Origin of the sequence: Actinocorallia populi, from assembly GCF_002995495.1 — a bacterium.
Taxonomy (GTDB): Bacteria; Actinomycetota; Actinomycetes; order Streptosporangiales; family Streptosporangiaceae; genus Actinocorallia; species Actinocorallia populi.
The window spans coordinates 327,997-342,257 of the sequence record NZ_PVZV01000008.1 but is presented as its reverse complement, the minus strand read 5'-3'; the positions used below and the strand labels follow the sequence as shown (position 1 = coordinate 342,257).

At 73.4% G+C, this 14,261-nt stretch carries 17 protein-coding genes; 11 read left to right on the top strand and 6 right to left on the bottom strand.

Annotation, left to right across the window (positions count from 1 at the left end; translation table 11 throughout):
* Window positions 1-7: 7 nt before the first annotated feature.
* The 3 genes from C2865_RS41075 to C2865_RS41065 form a co-directional block, all read right to left on the bottom strand.
* Complete coding sequence (locus C2865_RS41075) at window positions 8-316, bottom strand: sigma-70 family RNA polymerase sigma factor family protein (protein WP_106402139.1); 309 nt, start codon at window positions 314-316, stop codon at window positions 8-10.
* Between the two features lie 67 nt (window positions 317-383).
* A complete protein-coding gene (locus C2865_RS41070) occupies window positions 384-866 on the bottom strand; it encodes a sigma factor (RefSeq protein WP_232835897.1) in 483 nt (160 codons plus the stop codon).
* Between the two features lie 47 nt (window positions 867-913).
* Entirely contained in the window at window positions 914-1,216 is a 303-nt protein-coding gene (locus C2865_RS41065) for an FAD-dependent oxidoreductase (protein ID WP_232835896.1), read from the bottom strand.
* 114 nt (window positions 1,217-1,330) lie between these two features.
* On the opposite strand from C2865_RS41065, the gene C2865_RS30915 reads away from it, so the two are divergent.
* The 5 genes from C2865_RS30915 (at window position 1,331) to C2865_RS30895 (ending at window position 5,053) form a co-directional block, all read left to right on the top strand.
* Window positions 1,331-1,864, top strand: a complete 534-nt coding sequence (locus C2865_RS30915) for a nuclear transport factor 2 family protein (protein WP_198653743.1) — start codon at window positions 1,331-1,333, stop codon at window positions 1,862-1,864.
* Complete coding sequence (locus C2865_RS30910; protein WP_106402138.1) at window positions 1,861-2,721, top strand: TIGR03619 family F420-dependent LLM class oxidoreductase; 861 nt, start codon at window positions 1,861-1,863, stop codon at window positions 2,719-2,721. Before C2865_RS30915 ends, C2865_RS30910 begins: the two co-directional genes overlap by 4 nt.
* A 122-nt stretch (window positions 2,722-2,843) precedes the next feature.
* Window positions 2,844-4,028 carry a cytochrome P450 gene (locus tag C2865_RS30905; protein ID WP_157963962.1) on the top strand — a complete coding sequence of 395 codons (1,185 nt, stop codon included), beginning with the start codon at window positions 2,844-2,846 and terminating at the stop codon, window positions 4,026-4,028.
* Window positions 4,022-4,222 carry a ferredoxin gene (locus C2865_RS30900; RefSeq protein ID WP_232835895.1) on the top strand — a complete coding sequence of 67 codons (201 nt, stop codon included), beginning with the start codon at window positions 4,022-4,024 and terminating at the stop codon, window positions 4,220-4,222. The genes C2865_RS30905 and C2865_RS30900 overlap by 7 nt, the downstream gene beginning before the upstream one ends.
* A gap of 120 nt (window positions 4,223-4,342) precedes the next feature.
* Entirely contained in the window at window positions 4,343-5,053 is a 711-nt protein-coding gene (locus tag C2865_RS30895; protein WP_232835894.1) for a polysaccharide deacetylase family protein, read from the top strand.
* 30 nt (window positions 5,054-5,083) lie between these two features.
* Here C2865_RS30895 and C2865_RS30890 read toward each other — a convergent pair whose 3' ends face one another.
* Window positions 5,084-5,842: an alpha/beta fold hydrolase gene (locus C2865_RS30890; RefSeq protein ID WP_106402136.1), complete on the bottom strand. Its 759-nt coding sequence runs from the start codon at window positions 5,840-5,842 to the stop codon at window positions 5,084-5,086.
* A gap of 54 nt (window positions 5,843-5,896) precedes the next feature.
* On the opposite strand from C2865_RS30890, the gene C2865_RS30885 reads away from it, so the two are divergent.
* Both C2865_RS30885 and C2865_RS30880 read left to right on the top strand, forming a co-directional pair.
* Window positions 5,897-6,457 carry a TetR/AcrR family transcriptional regulator gene (locus tag C2865_RS30885; protein WP_106402135.1) on the top strand — a complete coding sequence of 187 codons (561 nt, stop codon included), beginning with the start codon at window positions 5,897-5,899 and terminating at the stop codon, window positions 6,455-6,457.
* Window positions 6,454-7,377 carry an aminoglycoside phosphotransferase family protein gene (locus C2865_RS30880; protein ID WP_106402134.1) on the top strand — a complete coding sequence of 308 codons (924 nt, stop codon included), beginning with the start codon at window positions 6,454-6,456 and terminating at the stop codon, window positions 7,375-7,377. Before C2865_RS30885 ends, C2865_RS30880 begins: the two co-directional genes overlap by 4 nt.
* A gap of 125 nt (window positions 7,378-7,502) precedes the next feature.
* Here C2865_RS30880 and C2865_RS30875 read toward each other — a convergent pair whose 3' ends face one another.
* Window positions 7,503-7,853 carry a winged helix-turn-helix transcriptional regulator gene (locus C2865_RS30875; protein WP_106402133.1) on the bottom strand — a complete coding sequence of 117 codons (351 nt, stop codon included), beginning with the start codon at window positions 7,851-7,853 and terminating at the stop codon, window positions 7,503-7,505.
* Between the two features lie 49 nt (window positions 7,854-7,902).
* Here C2865_RS30875 and C2865_RS30870 point away from each other — a divergent pair, with 49 nt between their 5' ends.
* Together C2865_RS30870 and C2865_RS30865 are read left to right on the top strand one after the other, a co-directional pair.
* A complete protein-coding gene (locus C2865_RS30870; protein ID WP_106402132.1) occupies window positions 7,903-8,790 on the top strand; it encodes an NAD(P)-dependent oxidoreductase in 888 nt (295 codons plus the stop codon).
* A 144-nt stretch (window positions 8,791-8,934) separates the two neighbouring features.
* Complete coding sequence (locus C2865_RS30865; RefSeq protein WP_106402131.1) at window positions 8,935-9,417, top strand: DUF1579 family protein; 483 nt, start codon at window positions 8,935-8,937, stop codon at window positions 9,415-9,417.
* 37 nt (window positions 9,418-9,454) lie between these two features.
* On the opposite strand, the gene C2865_RS30860 is transcribed toward C2865_RS30865, so the two are convergent.
* Window positions 9,455-12,169 (bottom strand): ATP-binding protein, encoded by a 2,715-nt coding sequence (locus tag C2865_RS30860; protein ID WP_198653724.1) that lies wholly within the window; start codon window positions 12,167-12,169, stop codon window positions 9,455-9,457.
* 166 nt (window positions 12,170-12,335) lie between these two features.
* Here C2865_RS30860 and C2865_RS30855 point away from each other — a divergent pair, with 166 nt between their 5' ends.
* Window positions 12,336-13,244: an ABC transporter ATP-binding protein gene (locus tag C2865_RS30855; RefSeq protein ID WP_106402215.1), complete on the top strand. Its 909-nt coding sequence runs from the start codon at window positions 12,336-12,338 to the stop codon at window positions 13,242-13,244.
* Window positions 13,241-14,032, top strand: coding sequence for an ABC transporter permease (locus C2865_RS30850; protein ID WP_106402129.1), 792 nt, complete (start codon window positions 13,241-13,243; stop codon window positions 14,030-14,032). Before C2865_RS30855 ends, C2865_RS30850 begins: the two co-directional genes overlap by 4 nt.
* The last annotated feature ends 229 nt before the right edge of the window (window positions 14,033-14,261 follow it).

Here is a 14,261-nt window from a genome sequence, read left to right as displayed (position 1 = left end):
CAGGGGCTCAGCGCAGCGTGAGCGGCGTCTCGGATGTGATGCGGGAGAGTTTCTCCGGGTTTCGGACGAAGTAGAGGCCGGTGATACGGGCGTCCTCGACGCGGACGGCCACGACTCCGTCGAACTCCCCGTCCAGATGGACGAGGAGGGCCGGGTTGCCGTTGACCACGGCGGGGCCGAAGGCGAACGCGTTCCCGACCTTGCCGATTCCGGCGGCGAGCAGGCGCGCCACCTCGCCCGCGCCGACGACCGGCCGCGGAACGGCTTGCTTGATGCCGCCGCCGTCGCCCAGATAGACGACCTCGGGGGCGAGCACGTCGAGGAGGCCCCGCAGGTCCCCGGTCTCGAGCGCGCGCCGGAACGACTCCAGAGCCGCCCGGGTCTCACCGGCCGAGGCCGCCCGGCGCGGGTGGCGGGCGTCGACGTGCCGGCGGGCGCGGTAGGCGATCTTCGGCCCACCGCAGCCAGGTCTCCTGGAGGACGTCCTCCGCGTCGGCCGCCGATCCGAGCATCTCGTAGGCGACGGTGAAGAGCACGCCGGGCTTGCGGGCCTCGTCGGCCAGGTGCCCGATGACGCCCTTGCACACGGTCTCCTTGAGCCTGGCGCCCAGACGGCCGTCGATGGTGAACCACACCGCGACGTCGGACCGGTCGGCGAACTGGAAGATGCCTGCGCGCCGGCCCAGGCTGATGCACTGGGCGGCGAACGACTGGTGGAGGGGCTCGGGCCGCTCGCCCGCGATCCGGCTGAGCACCGTGTCGGCGGCCCGCGCGCCCAGCGGCATCGCGGCCTGGCAGCTCATCCGCAGCGGCAGGCCCGACGGCGCCGCCGCATCCCCGGCCGCGACGATGCGCTCATCGTCCACGCTGGTCAGCGTCTCGTCCGTGAGCAGGCGGCCCAGGGCGTCGGTGCTCAGCCCGCTGCGCGCGGCCGGGTCCGGCCGCCGAACCCGGCGGTCCAGACGGTCACCCGGCTCGGCAGCTCGCGGCCGTCACCGAGCCGCACGGCATCGCGGGTCACCTCGGTCACCTTCGTACCGCGGCCTTCGAGCACGCTCACCCCGAGCCCGGCCAGCCGCCCGGCCACCGAACGCCGACCGCGGGCGTGCAGGTACGGGCCGAGCACCCCGCCGCACACCAGGGTCACGGCGCGGCCGGCCTCCGCCAGCTCGGCCGCGGTCTCGATACCGGTCGGACCGGCTCCGACGACGGTCACCGCCGCCGAAGCGGGCTCGGTATGGATCGTTCCGGCCAATGGGACCGCGCCGCCCGTGACCGGCGGGGCTCCATAGCCTTCGCGGAAGGACAGCGGGCCGGAGGGAAGAACGTGGTGCGGCAACGTTCGGAGTGGTCGGACCGGCAGGAGATCCACGAGGTCGTCCTGCGGTACTGCCGGGGCATCGACCGTCTCGACATGGATCTGGTGCGCTCGGCGTACCATCCCGACGCGGTCGACCACCACACCGGTTTCACCGGGAGCGTCGAGGAGTACCTCGCCTGGGTCGAGCCCAGGCTCCGCGCCCGTGCCCGGACCGGCGGGACCATGCACGTCCTGGGCAACCACCTGGTGGAGCTGCACGGGGACGAGGCGGTCTGCGAGACGTACGGCACCTCCGTCCACTGGGGCGAACCGGTCCACAGCGCCCGCGCCAACTTCACCAGCGGGGTGCGCTTCGTCGACCACATGACCTACCGGGACGGCCGGTGGGCCATCTCCGAGCGCTGGGCCGTCCGCGAGTGGACCCGATCCGACGCCGGCCGCTTCATGCCCAAGGAAGGCGACGGCCCCTCGGGACGGCACGACGACCAGGACCCCCTCGTGCGGCTCCAGCAGCTCATCACCTCGCGGAAGGCGGACTCGTGAAAGTCGGCATCAGCTCCCCCATCGTCGCCCTCTCCGGCAACCGCCCCGCGTGGGAGGAGCACGCCGGAGTGCCGGAACTGGTCAAGGTCGCCCGGGCCGCCGACCGGCTCGGCTTCGACTTCATGACCTGCCCCGACCACGTCGCCGTGCCGCAGGGCGTCCCCCAGCGCGAGCGCTTCTACGACCCGCTCGCGACGTTCTCGTTCCTGGCGGGGCAGACCGAACGGCTGCGCTTCCTGCCGTACGTGCTGGTCCTGCCCCTCTACCACCCGCTCGAGCTGGCCAAGCGCTACGGCACCCTCGACTTCCTCAGCGGCGGACGGCTGATCTTCGGCCTGGGCGTGGGCAGCGTGCCCGCCGAGTTCGACATGCTCGGCAAGCCCTTCGAGGACCGCGGCGCCCGCGCCGACGACGCCCTGCGCGCCCTGCGCGCGAGCCTGTCCACCCGCGTCGCGTCCTACGAGGGCCCGTACTACTCGTTCAAGGACGTGGTGGTCGACCCGCACGCCGTCCAGGCCAGGGTCCCGCTGTGGGTCGGCGGGCACACCGGGCGCGCCCTGCGCCGCGCGGTCACCCTCGCCGACGGCTGGGCCCCGGCTCCCCAGTCGTTCCACGGTCCGTCGCCGGAGAAGATGCGCGAGATGCTCGACTCCGTGGAGCTCCCCTCGGACTTCAGCGTGGTCTTCACCCCCGGCCACCGCGTCGACGCCCTGAAGGCACCGCACCGGGTCACCGAGCTCCTGGAGACCGCCGCCGCCGCGGGCGGCACCCACATCAACCTCACCGTGAAGCACGAGTCACTCGCCCACTACCTGGAGCAGCTCGAAGCCTTCGCCGAACTCGCCTTCCCCGCGTAGGCGGCCGTCTCCGCCATCCGCCTAGTGGCACTTTCGATATGAAAGTCTCACTCTTGCCGTCTGGATGGCTTCCACCGTCCGCCTTACCTTCTGAGAGACGTTCTCGGTGGAAGGCGGACGGCATGGGACAGCTGGAAGTACCAAAGATCCCCTGGACGCGGGAGGACGCGTTCCATCCGCCGGCGGGGCTGGCGGAGTTCCGCGCGGGGCCGCCCGCGCGCGTCCTGCTGCCCAGCGGGCAGGTCGCCTGGCTGGTGACCCGGCACGCCGACGCGCGGGCGGTGCTGAGCGATCCTCGGGTCAGTTCCGACGACACCCTGCCGGGGTACCCGCAGCTCGTCCCTCTGCCTCCGTCCGGGGGGCTGCTGTCGTTCCTGCGCATGGACGACCCCGATCACGGGCGGTTGCGCCGGCTGCTGACGACGGAGTTCACGGTGCGGCGCATCAACGCGATGCGACCCGGCATCGAACGGACCGTGGCGGAGTTCCTGGACGCGATGGTCGAGGCCGGGCCGCCCGCCGACCTCGTCCGGGACTTCGCCCTACCGGTCCCTTCCCGGGTGATCTGCCAGCTCCTGGGCGTGCCGTACGCCGACCACGACTTCTTCCAGGAGCGCACCACGAAGATGCTGGAGACGACGGCGACGGTCGAGGAGGGCGGCCGGGCGATGGCGGAGCTCGGCGACTACCTGGCCTCCCTGGTCGCGGCCAAAGTCCGCGATCCCGGCGACGATCTGCTGGGCCGGGTCGCCTCCGGGGTCACCGCAGGGCGGCTGACCGAGGACGAGCTGGCCTCCATGGCGCGTCTGCTGCTCATCGCCGGGCATGAGACCACCGCCAACATGCTCGCGCTCGGCACGCTGATGCTGCTGGTCTCCGGCGAGTGGGCTGCGCTGTGCGCCGACCCCTCGCGGGTCGGCGCCGTGTCCGAGGAGCTGCTGAGGCACCTGACGATCGTGCAGTTCGGAGTGGGACGGGTCCTGACGGAGCCCGTCACCATCGACGAGGTGACGATGGAGGCGGGCGACGGCGTCGTCATCTCGCTCTTCGCGGCCAACCGGGACGGCTCCCACTTCCCCGACCCGGACGCCTTCGACCCCTTCCGGAGGCAGGGCCACCACATGGCGTTCGGGTTCGGCGCGCATCAGTGCCTCGGCGCGGCGCTGGCGCGGCTGGAGATGGACGTCGCCTTCACCGCCCTGGCGGCCCGCCTTCCCGGGCTCCGCCTGGCGGTCCCGCTCGAGGACGTGCCGTTCCGCCCCGCCCAGTTCGTCTACGGCCTCGGCGCCCTGCCCGTCGCATGGTGAGGCTGCACGCGGACCTGGACCGCTGCCGGGGCGCCGGCCAGTGCGTCTTCACCGCTCCCGACCTGTTCGACCAGGACGACGTCGAGGGCAAGGTCGTCATCCTGGTCCCCTCCCCCGGCCCCGACCGGCTCCCGCTGGCCGACCGGGCCACCGTCGCCTGCCCCAACCGGGCCCTCACCCTCGTCTCCGAGTGACGTCCTTCGCCGGGATCCAGAAAGAATCCAGGAAAAGAGAAAGGCGATATACCAGGCTTGTCGGTTATTGGGCGTCGTCTGGTTAGGCTCCCGTCATCAGCACCTCCGAGGAGACGCGCGATGCGGATGAGAGCCGTGGGAGCGGCCTTCCTGGGGATCGCGGCAGGGCTCTGGCCCTGTCCCCCGGCCGCGGCGGCCGCCGACCGGCCGCAGACCCGGGTGGACTGCGCCCAAGCGAAATGCGTGGCCTTGACCTTCGATGACGGCCCCGTCCCCGGCACCGCCCGCCTGCTCGGACTGCTCCGCCGAAGCGGCGCCCGGGCGACGTTCTTCGTCGTGGGCGTCCGCGCCCGCGCCCACCCCGGCCTGGTCGCCCGCGCCCGTGCCGAAGGCCACGAGATCGGCGACCACACCGAACACCACCCGCGGCTGACCGCCCTGCCGTCCGCCCGCGTCCACCGGGAACTCGCCACCACCCGCCGGACCATCACCAGGCTGACCGGCACGCGCCCCACCCTCTTCCGGCCGCCCTACGGCGCCACCGACCGCCGCGTCGCCGCCCAGGCCCGGCGCCTCGGCCTCGCCCAGGTCCTCTGGGACGTCGACACCCTCGACTGGCGCCACCGCGACCCCTCGGCCATCGCCCGCCGCGCCGTCAACGGCCTCCGCCCCGGCGCGATCATCCTCATGCACGACAGCCGCCCCACGACCGTCTCCGCCGTCCCCCGCATCCTGCGCGCCGCCAAGGCCAAGGGCTACACCTTCGTCACCGTCACCGAACTCCTCGGCCCCACCGTCCCCGGCAGGACCTACGTCCACGCACGGCGCTGAACCCGGGACAGACCCGCGAAGACCGATGCCTCACCGGGCGGTCGGCGGGGAGGTCGAGAGGTCGGGACACCGGTCGAGGGCGGTCGCGGCGTCCAGGAGGATGCGGGTGATCTCGGCGGTCTCCATGAGCGCGGTGACGTGGCCTCGGCGGGGCAGGAGCAGGAGCCGGGCGTCGCGGCAGGCGCGGAGGAACTCGCGTTCGTGGGCGCGGAACGGGTCGTTCTCGCCGTTGACGAACCACACGGGGCCGTCGTAGGCGGCCAGGGGTTCCGGCGGCCGCGATCCTTCCATCGCGGCGACGGCCTGGGGCATGGCCTCGCAGGACAGGCCGCCCGCCAGGACGTCGTCGGCGAGCGGGCCCGGCAGCGTGCGGCGGAACGCGGCGGCGCTGAGCCGGTCGGCCCAGCGGGGGTACCGGGCCGCCAGGCCCGCGACCGTCCGGTAGCAGGCCGCGCCCCACCCCTCGGGGCGCAGCGTGCAGCCCATCGGGACCAGCCCGGCGACCCGTTCGGGGTGGCGGGCCGCGGTCGCCATCGCGACGTAGCCGCCCAGGGACAGGCCGGCGACCAGCGCGCGGCCGCCGAGCCCGTCGATCGTCTCGGCGACGGCGTCGGCGGCCGCGTCCATGGTGAACGGTTCGCCGCGGCGGCGTCCGTGGCCGGGCAGGTCGGGGACGCCGACCGGGCGGTGCTCGGCGACGGCGGCGGCGACCCGCCGCCACATGGTGCCGCTCAACCGGATGCCGTGCAGGAGGACGACGGGCAGCGGCCCTTCCGAAGGAGTGCTCATGCCTTCGACGATAGACCAAAATGCAACACAACGTTGCGTTGCTATAGTGGCGGCATGGATCCGGGACCCCGCCGCGCCGCGGCCATCTTCCAGGCGACCTTGGAGCTGCTGGCCGAACACGGCTACGAACGCCTCACGGTGGAGGGCGTCGCGGAGCGCGCGGGCGTCAACAAGACGACGATCTACCGCTGGTGGCCGTCCAAGGCGGCGCTGCTCGGTGCGGCGCTCACCCACGGCGCGCCGCTCGACCTCGCCGCGCCCGACACCGGCAGCCTGCGCGGCGACCTGACCGAACTCGTCCGCGTCCTGGTTCGGCTGCTGACCACCCCTCCGGCCTCCGGCGTCGCGGTGGCGGCCTTCGGCGCCGCCGCCGGCAACCCGGAGCTCGCCGAGTACACCCGCGGTTTCTTCGCCGACCGGCTGGCACGGGAACGCCCCGTTTTCGAGCGCGCCGTCGCCCGAGGCGAGCTCTCTCCGGACGCGGACCCGATGCTGCTGACCGATCTACTGGCAGGCGCCGTCTGGGTCCGCGCGGTCTTCCGCGGCCTCCCGGTGGCGGACGACTTCCCCGAGCACGCCGTAACGGCCGTCCTCGACGGCATTGGAAGGACATGATGACCCGAGATTTCACCGAGACCGTCGCAGAGGTGTGGGGCGACGCCGGTGTCCGCTGGCTGGCGGAACTGCCGTCCGTCCTGGACGCCGTCGCCCGCGACTGGGACCTGACGGTGGAGGAGCCTTACGAGCTGTCCTACCACTACGTCACCCGGGTGGTGTGCGGGGACGGCACACCGGCCGTGCTCAAACTGGGCGTGCCGAGCGGGACCTCACTCGCCGAGGAGGCACCCGCGCTCGCCGCTTTCGACGGGCGCGGGTCGGTCCGGCTGCTGCGCACCGACCTCGACCGCGGCGCGCTGCTGCTGGAACGCGTCTCCCCCGGCGACCGCCTGCGCGACCTGGTGCCCGGCCGGGACGCCGAGGCCACGTCGGCGCTGGTGTCCGTCATGCGGCGCCTGCACGTCCCGCCGCCGCCCGGCTGCCCGATCCCCGACGCCCTGGCGCAGGTCAGCGCGTTCGACGACTACGCGGCCGCGCACGGCGAGAACGGTCCGCTGCCGCTGGACCTCGTCGTGCGGGCGGGCGGCCTGATGCGCGAGCTGTGCGCGTCCGCGCCCGAGCGCGTCGTCCTGCACGGCGACCTGCACCACGACAACGTCCTGCGCGCCGCACGCGAGCCGTGGCTGGCGATCGACCCGCACGGCCTGGTCGGCGACCCCGGTTACGACGCCGGAACGCTCCTGCACAACCCGGACCCGGACGACCGCGACGAGACCCTGACCGCGCTGGTCCCGGCCCGCGTCGAGCAGCTGGCCGACGAGCTGGCGATGCCCCTGGACCGCGTCGCGGCCTGGGGCTTCGTCAAAGCCGTCATGTCGGACGTGTGGACGGCCGAGGACTGGACGCCCGGCACGAGCCGCTCCCCGGTCAGCCGCGCCCTCGACGTCGCCCGCCTCCTGGCGCCCCACCTGACGTGACGCCCTGACGGGCCGCCCGCGGTACCCACTTTTTTGTGGGTACTCGACAGCGGGCGGCGCGAAGGCGAAGCTTGTCATGGGCGGCGGGAAGAACCGCCCGGCGCGGGGAAAGGAGGGACACCGCGTCAGGAGGCCGACTGCGCCTCGGCGAGCCTCTCCAGGCGGCGGTGGCCCCAGTCGGAGAGAGGGGCCAGCATCTCGGAGAGCTCGCGGCCGAACTCCGTCAGGGAGTACTCGGTCTTCAGCGGCAGGACGTCGTGCACCTCGCGGTGCACCAGTCCGTCCGCCTCCATCTCGCGGAGCGCCTGGGTCAGCACCTTCTCGGTGAGGCCCGGCAGCCTCCGGCGCAGCTCGCCGGGTCGCTGAGGCCCGGACTCCAGCAGCCAGAGCAGGGCCGTCTTCCATTTGCCGTCGATCACCGCGATCGCGGCGGTCACCCCGCAGACGTTCAGGTCACGGGCGCGGCCACGCGTCATTTTCCCCCCATTCGTCACTGTTTGTCATTGCCATTGAAGGAGTTGCTCCATGTCCACCTACTCCGACCAGTCTGCCGTCACCGTGCTCGGGCTCGGGCCGATGGGCCGTGCCCTGGCCGGCGCGTTCCTGGACGCCGGGCTGCGGACCACGGTCTGGAACCGGACGCCGGGCAGGGACCGGGAGCTGGTCGCGCGCGGAGCCGTCGGCGCGGGATCGGCGGAGGAAGCGGTCGCCGCGAGCGACCTGGTCGTGGTCTGCGTGGTGAACTACGACGCGGCCGACTCCGTCCTGCGGCGCGACGCGGTCACCGGCGCGCTCAAGGGGCGCACCGTCGTGAACCTGACCGCCGACACCCCGGACCGGGCCCGCGACACCGCGAGCTGGGCGGCCGCGCACGGCGTCCGCTACCTCGACGGCGCGATCATGACGCCGACCACGACCATCGGGACGCCCCACGCGGTGTTCATCCACAGCGGCCCGGAGGACCTCTACCAGGAGCACCGGCCGGCCCTGGCGGCGCTGGGCGGCACCCACACCCACCTCGGCGAGGAGATCGGCCGGGCGGCGGCGTACGACATCGCGCTGCTCGACATCTTCTGGACCTCGATGGCGGGCTACGCGCACGCCCTCGCGGTGGCGCAGGCGGAGGGCGTCACCCCGCGGGAACTGGCACCGTTCGCCCAGGGCATCGCCGCGATCCTCCCGCCGATCTTCGGGGAGACCGCGGAGAACGTGGAGGCCGGCGTCTTCCCCGGGGACGGCAACCCGATCACCTCGGCGGCCTCCACCATGGCCCACATCATCCACGCCTCCGAGGCCCACGGCATCGACGCGAGCGTGATGCGCGCGACCGAGGGCCTGGCCCGCCGCGTCATCGGCCTGGGCCACGGCGCGGACGACTTCAGCCGCGTCACCGACCTCCTGAGCCGCCGCTGAGCCCCCGGCGGCGGTGCGGGGTCGGCACGTGGTCGGCGCGTGGTGGGCAGGTGGTCGCCACGGATGTCCGGGCACGGCCCTGAGGCGCATGCTGAGGGCGACAGGAAAACGGAACGCCCCCGGCGCAAACGAAGGGAACCGACCATGTCGGAGAACACCGAGTTCGAGATGCCGACCCCGAACCCCGCCCTGAAGCGGCTGGACTTCCTCGTCGGCACCTGGGACCTCAAGGGCTCGACCGTCGAAGGACCCATGGGACCCGCCACCGAGATCACCGGCGAGGAGACGTTCGCGTGGATGGAAGGCGGTTTCTTCCTCGTCCACCGCTGGACCAGCACCTTCGAGGTCGCCGGAACCGCAGTGGTCGACTCCGGCTACGAGATGTTCGACCACGACCCCGCCACCGGCGGGTTCCGCACCCACTTCTTCAACAGCCTCGGCCCCTACGACGACGCGGGCAGCAAGTACCACGGCGGCTTCACCGGCGACTCCCTCATCGTCACAGGACCCGCCCGGATCAGCCGCACTCCCAACGCCGACGGCAGCATCACCGTCGACTCCGACGTGCCCGTCGGTGACGACACCTGGGCTCCCATGATGACCTACACGCTCACGAAGACCGCCTGACATGCGGGAGGGCGGCTCCCGGACGGGAGCCGCCCCCTTACCGAAGGCTCGCGGCGGACTCGGCCACGTCCGGCCGGAGAAGGAGGGTGCGGGCATGCTCGAAGCGGGCGCCCAACCGCTCCCAGCTTTGGATGGAGGCCTCCAGGGCCGCGCCGTCCCCGTGGATGCGCCACTTGACACGCTCCAGGCAGGCACCGGCCCAGTCGTTCTGCTCGGCGTCGGCCTCCAGCGCGGGCAGCTGCTTCTCCGCTTCGGGCAACCCGGCCATGGCGGCGAGTTCGACGGCGGCGGCGTGGGCGTACGGCTCGTAACGGGCACCGGGAACGTGCCGGAACGCACGCTCCAGGAGTCCTGCCGCATCGGAGAGGTCGCCGGTGTGGACGGCGATCCTCGCGTCGGTGAAGCAGGCGAGCGGCGTGAGCTGGTCCTGGAACGGGTTGCGGGTGCCCACACCCGCGTCGACGCGGGTGCGCCACCGCTCGGACAGCTCGCGGTCGCCGAGCAGCCCGTAGGCCAGCGAGGTGAAGTGGACCGCCGCCGACAGCCCGAACGCGGGCGGACGGCCTGCGCGCTGCCAGCTGTCCCACATCGTGATGGCGTACCGCAGCGCCTCCGGGAGGTCTCCGGTGAGCACCAGCGCCGGGATCACCTTGGCCGCCGACAGGTAGGGGTGCCCGCCGAGCAGGCCGTCGGCGAGCAGCCGGTGCGCGGTGGCGGTCGCTGCCGGAAGGTCACCGGCGGCGACCGCGTCGGCGCACGCCCCGCCGTAGACGTCGTCGATCTCCGGGGCCGAGTACGGATCGTCCGCGTCCATGCGCGGCAGCAGGGCGAGCCGTTCTCCGCTGAGCCGGTGCGCGTCCCGCAGCCGTCCGGACGTGGCGGCGGCGGTCCGCAGCGCGTCCAGGGCACCGCTGATCAGCACCGGGTCGGCGGTGGCCCGCGCCGCTTCGACGGCACGCGCGCCGAGCACCGGATCGGGGGCGAGCTTGTGCGGACCGGCGTTCCACGCCGCCGCGCAGGCCAGATGGGCGGCGACGGCGGGATCGGCCGGAGAGCCCGCCCCGGCCGCCTCCTCGAGCAGCTCGCCCAGCCGGTCGCGCGGTATCTCGGCACGGAAGGTCGCCGGGAACCGGCCGGCCAGCTCGGCCGCACGAGCCAGCGCTATCGCCTGGGCGTCGCCGTCACCGGCGGTACGGGCCGCGGCGGCCGAGGCGAGCCGCGACTCGAAAGCCCTGCCGGTGTCGTGCATGACCTGCGCGCAGTCCGCCGCGCTGCGCCAGGCGTCGGCGGCGGCCGACGCGGTGGGGGCGTACCCGGCCGCCCGCTGGTAGTGGCCCTGGGACTCCTCCAGGAACCGGCGCGCGTAGGACAACCGGCTGAGCGAGCGCGCCAGCCGGTACGAGACGGGGTGCGGGCCGGGAGGCGCCGCGGCCAGCGCCGCCCGCAGTTCCGCGGCGACGGTGTCGAAGTCCTCGCACCACCGGTCGTCTTCGGGGTCTTCCAGTGCCGCCGCCGTGTCCGCGGCCCAGACCAGGTGCCGGTGCCGGACCTCGGCCCGTTCACCGCTGAGTTCGAGCCGCTCGGCGGCGCAGGCGCGGATGGTCGCCAGCATCCGCCACCGGCTCACCGGCCCCCGCCGGTGCATCACCAGGCTCTTGTCCACGAGCCGGCCGAGGATGTCGGCGCCCGCGGCCGGCGTGACATCGCAGACGGCCGACACCGCCGTCAGGTCGAACGAGCCGGTGAAGGCCGCCAACCGGCGCCACAGGGTCCGCTCCTCCTCGTCCAGCAGGTCGTGGCTCCAGCCGATCACCCTGCGCAGCGAGCGGTGCCGTACGGCGGGACCGCGGCCTCCGGCCAGCAGCCGCAGGTAGTCGCCCAGCGCGGTGAGCAGGCCCGACGCGCCGAGCGAGGCGCTGCGGGCCGCCGCGAGCTCGATCGCCAGCGGCAGCCCGTCCAGGCGGGCGCACAGGTCGGCGACCACCGCCGGATCGGCCGCGTGGTCGGGATCGGCGGCCAGGGCGCGGTCGGTGAAGAGCCGCTCGGCGTCCGAGCCCAGCGGGAGCGGCCCGACGTGCAGGACCTGCTCGCCGGGCAGGCCCAGCCGTTCACGGCTGGTGGCCAGGATCGTGGAGGCGGGGCAGGCCGACAGGATGCGCTCGGCGAAACCGGCCGCCGCGTCCAGCAGGTGCTCGCAGTTGTCCAGGATCAGCAGCGACCGGCCCCGTGCGAGCCGTTCGGCGATGGTCTCCTCCAGCGGCTGCCGCGGCCGCTCCGACACGCCCAGCGCCTCGGCCGCCGCCCGCGCCACGAACCCGGAGTCGACCGGAGCCAGGTCGACGAACGCCCCGCCGAACGGGAACAGGGGGCCGACCTCCTCCCCGACGGCCATCGCCAGCCGTGTCTTGCCGACTCCGCCGGGACCCAGCAGCGTCACCAGCCGCCCGTCCCGCAACGCGGACAGGACGGCTTCACGCTCAGCGGCACGTCCGATGAAGGAGGTCCGGGCCTTCGGCAGCCCGGCCGGCCGGCCCTGCGGGGGCGGGGCGCCGTCTCCGACCGTTCCGGCGAGGCCTGCCAGCTCGCTCCGGCCCGCCACGCCGTACTTGCGCAGCAGCGACGAGACATGGCCCTCGACCGTGCGCACCGACACGTGCAGGCGTCCGGCGATCTGGGCGTTCGCCAGCCGTAGCCCCAGAAGCGCCAGCACTTCGGCTTCACGCGCGGACACCTCGACGGGATGATCACCCACCGCCCCATCATGACCAACTTTCACCAAATTTGTGGCGGTTTACCGGTTGTCGCGCGCCACGTCTCCGCGGACTCCCGGCTTCGAACGGTCGGTGTCGACTTCGGTCGACGAAAGTGGAGACTTTCGAGGACTGCGGGGGGAGATCCCGGCTCCTAGCTTGAAGCGGGTGATCGAAGTCGAGAACCTCAGCAAGCGCTACGGGGACGCCGTCGCGGTCGACGACCTGTCCTTCACCGTGCGGCCGGGCCTGGTGACCGGGTTCCTCGGGCCCAACGGCGCGGGAAAATCCACCACGATGCGCATGATCCTGGACCTCGACCGCCCCTCGGGGGGCCGGGTCCGCATCGGCGGCAGGAGCTACCGGGGGCTGCCCGTGCCGCTGCGGCGGGTCGGGGCGCTGCTGGACGCGAAGGCGGTGCACGGGCGGCGCAGCGCGTACCACCATCTGCTCTGGCTCGCGCAGAGCAACGGGATCTCCAAGGCGCGGGTGCGGGAGGTCCTGCGGCTGGCCGGGCTGGAAGACGCGGGCGGGAAGCGGGCGGGCGGATTCTCGCTCGGCATGGCCCAGCGGCTCGGCATCGCGGCGGCGCTGCTGGGAGACCCGCCCGTGCTGCTCCTGGACGAGCCGGTGAACGGGCTGGACCCCGAGGGCGTGCTGTGGATCAGGAACCTGCTGAAGGGGCTGGCCGCGGAGGGCCGGACGGTGTTCGTCTCCAGCCACCTGATGAGCGAGATGGCCCTGACCGCGGAGCACCTCATCGTGATCGGGCGCGGACGGCTGCTCGCCGACACCTCCGTCCGGGAGCTCGTCGAGACCGGCACCCGTCCGTGCGTACGGATCCGCACGCGCGAACCGGAGCGGATGCGCGACGTGCTGGCCGCGGAGGGCCTCGTGGTGAAGCAGGCGGCGGACGGCGCGCTGGAGGTCTACGACGGCGAACCGCAGACGATCGGCGAGCTGGCCCTGGCCCACGGGCTCGTCCTGTACGAGGCCACCGTGCGGTCGGCCTCATTGGAGGAGGCGTTCATGCGGCTCACCGGGAACGCCGTCGAATACCGGGGGGAGGTCCGATGACGGCGGAAGCGCCCGCCCGGCCGGGCATGGGGGCCGTCCTCCTCGCCGAATGGACCAAGATCCGGACCGTGCCGTCGACCCTCTGGGCCCTGGGGGCGGCCTTCGCCCTCAGCGTCGGGCTCGGCCGGCTGGTGGCGGGCTCCCTGAGCGGCTCCGCCGACACCGGGCCGTCGGCGTTCGACCCGCTCTTCGCCGCCTTCTACAGCCTGACCCTGGGCCAGCTCGCGCTGGTGGTGTTCGGCGTGCTCGTCGTGAGCGGCGAGTACGGTTCGGGGACGATCCGGCTCTCGCTCCTGGCGGTGCCGCGGCGCGGCCTGTTCTACGGCTGCAAGCTGCTCACCGGAACGGGGATCGTCCTCGCGGCCTCGGCGGTCACCGTGCCGGTCACCTTCTTCACCACGCAGGCGGCCCTCGGCCCGAAGGGCACCTCCCCGCTCGCCGACGGCGTACCGTCGGCGATCGCCGGCGCGTGCCTGTACCTGACGCTGATCAGCCTGTTCGCCATGGGAGTGGCGGCGATGCTCCGCAGTTCCACCCTCGCACTCGGGATCCTGCTCCCGCTGTTCTTCCTCGGCTCGCAGGGGCTCGGCAACATCCCGGCGATCAAGGCCGTCACCCAGTACCTCCCCGACCAGGCCGGAACGGTGCTCCTGCATCTCGCCGGCCCCCAGGACGACCCGCGCTGGGCCCGCGACTACGGCCCGTGGACCGGGATGGGCGTCCTCGCCCTCTGGGCCGCCGCAGCCGCCCTGGGCGGATACCTGGTGCTGCGCCGCCGCGACGCCTGAACCCCCGGATCGACCACCCGGCCGCCCACCACGGCCCCGCACACCGCCCGCCCGTCCACCCGGACACCCGAGGCTGCGGGCCGGACAGCCCGCCGCCCGGATACCCGGCTGGACGGCGCGCCGTCCCGGACACCCGAACCAAACGACGCGACGCCCCGACCACCCGGACGCCCGGGGCGGGTGGCGCCTCAGGCACTCGGGCGCCCGGGGCGGGCGGTGCGATGTCCGG

Excerpts from the sequence above, each read along its gene's own strand:
- C2865_RS30905 (WP_157963962.1), top strand. The coding sequence starts at position 2,844 with ATGGGACAGCTGGAAGTACCAAAGATCCCCTGGACGCGGGAGGACGCG.
- C2865_RS30900 (WP_232835895.1), top strand. The coding sequence starts at position 4,022 with ATGGTGAGGCTGCACGCGGACCTGGACCGCTGCCGGGGCGCCGGCCAG.
- C2865_RS30895 (WP_232835894.1), top strand. The coding sequence starts at position 4,343 with ATGCGGATGAGAGCCGTGGGAGCGGCCTTCCTGGGGATCGCGGCAGGG.
- C2865_RS30890 (WP_106402136.1), bottom strand. The coding sequence starts at position 5,842 with ATGAGCACTCCTTCGGAAGGGCCGCTGCCCGTCGTCCTCCTGCACGGC.
- C2865_RS30885 (WP_106402135.1), top strand. The coding sequence starts at position 5,897 with ATGGATCCGGGACCCCGCCGCGCCGCGGCCATCTTCCAGGCGACCTTG.
- C2865_RS30880 (WP_106402134.1), top strand. The coding sequence starts at position 6,454 with ATGATGACCCGAGATTTCACCGAGACCGTCGCAGAGGTGTGGGGCGAC.
- C2865_RS30875 (WP_106402133.1), bottom strand. The coding sequence starts at position 7,853 with ATGACGCGTGGCCGCGCCCGTGACCTGAACGTCTGCGGGGTGACCGCC.
- C2865_RS30870 (WP_106402132.1), top strand. The coding sequence starts at position 7,903 with ATGTCCACCTACTCCGACCAGTCTGCCGTCACCGTGCTCGGGCTCGGG.
- C2865_RS30865 (WP_106402131.1), top strand. The coding sequence starts at position 8,935 with ATGTCGGAGAACACCGAGTTCGAGATGCCGACCCCGAACCCCGCCCTG.
- C2865_RS30850 (WP_106402129.1), top strand. The coding sequence starts at position 13,241 with ATGACGGCGGAAGCGCCCGCCCGGCCGGGCATGGGGGCCGTCCTCCTC.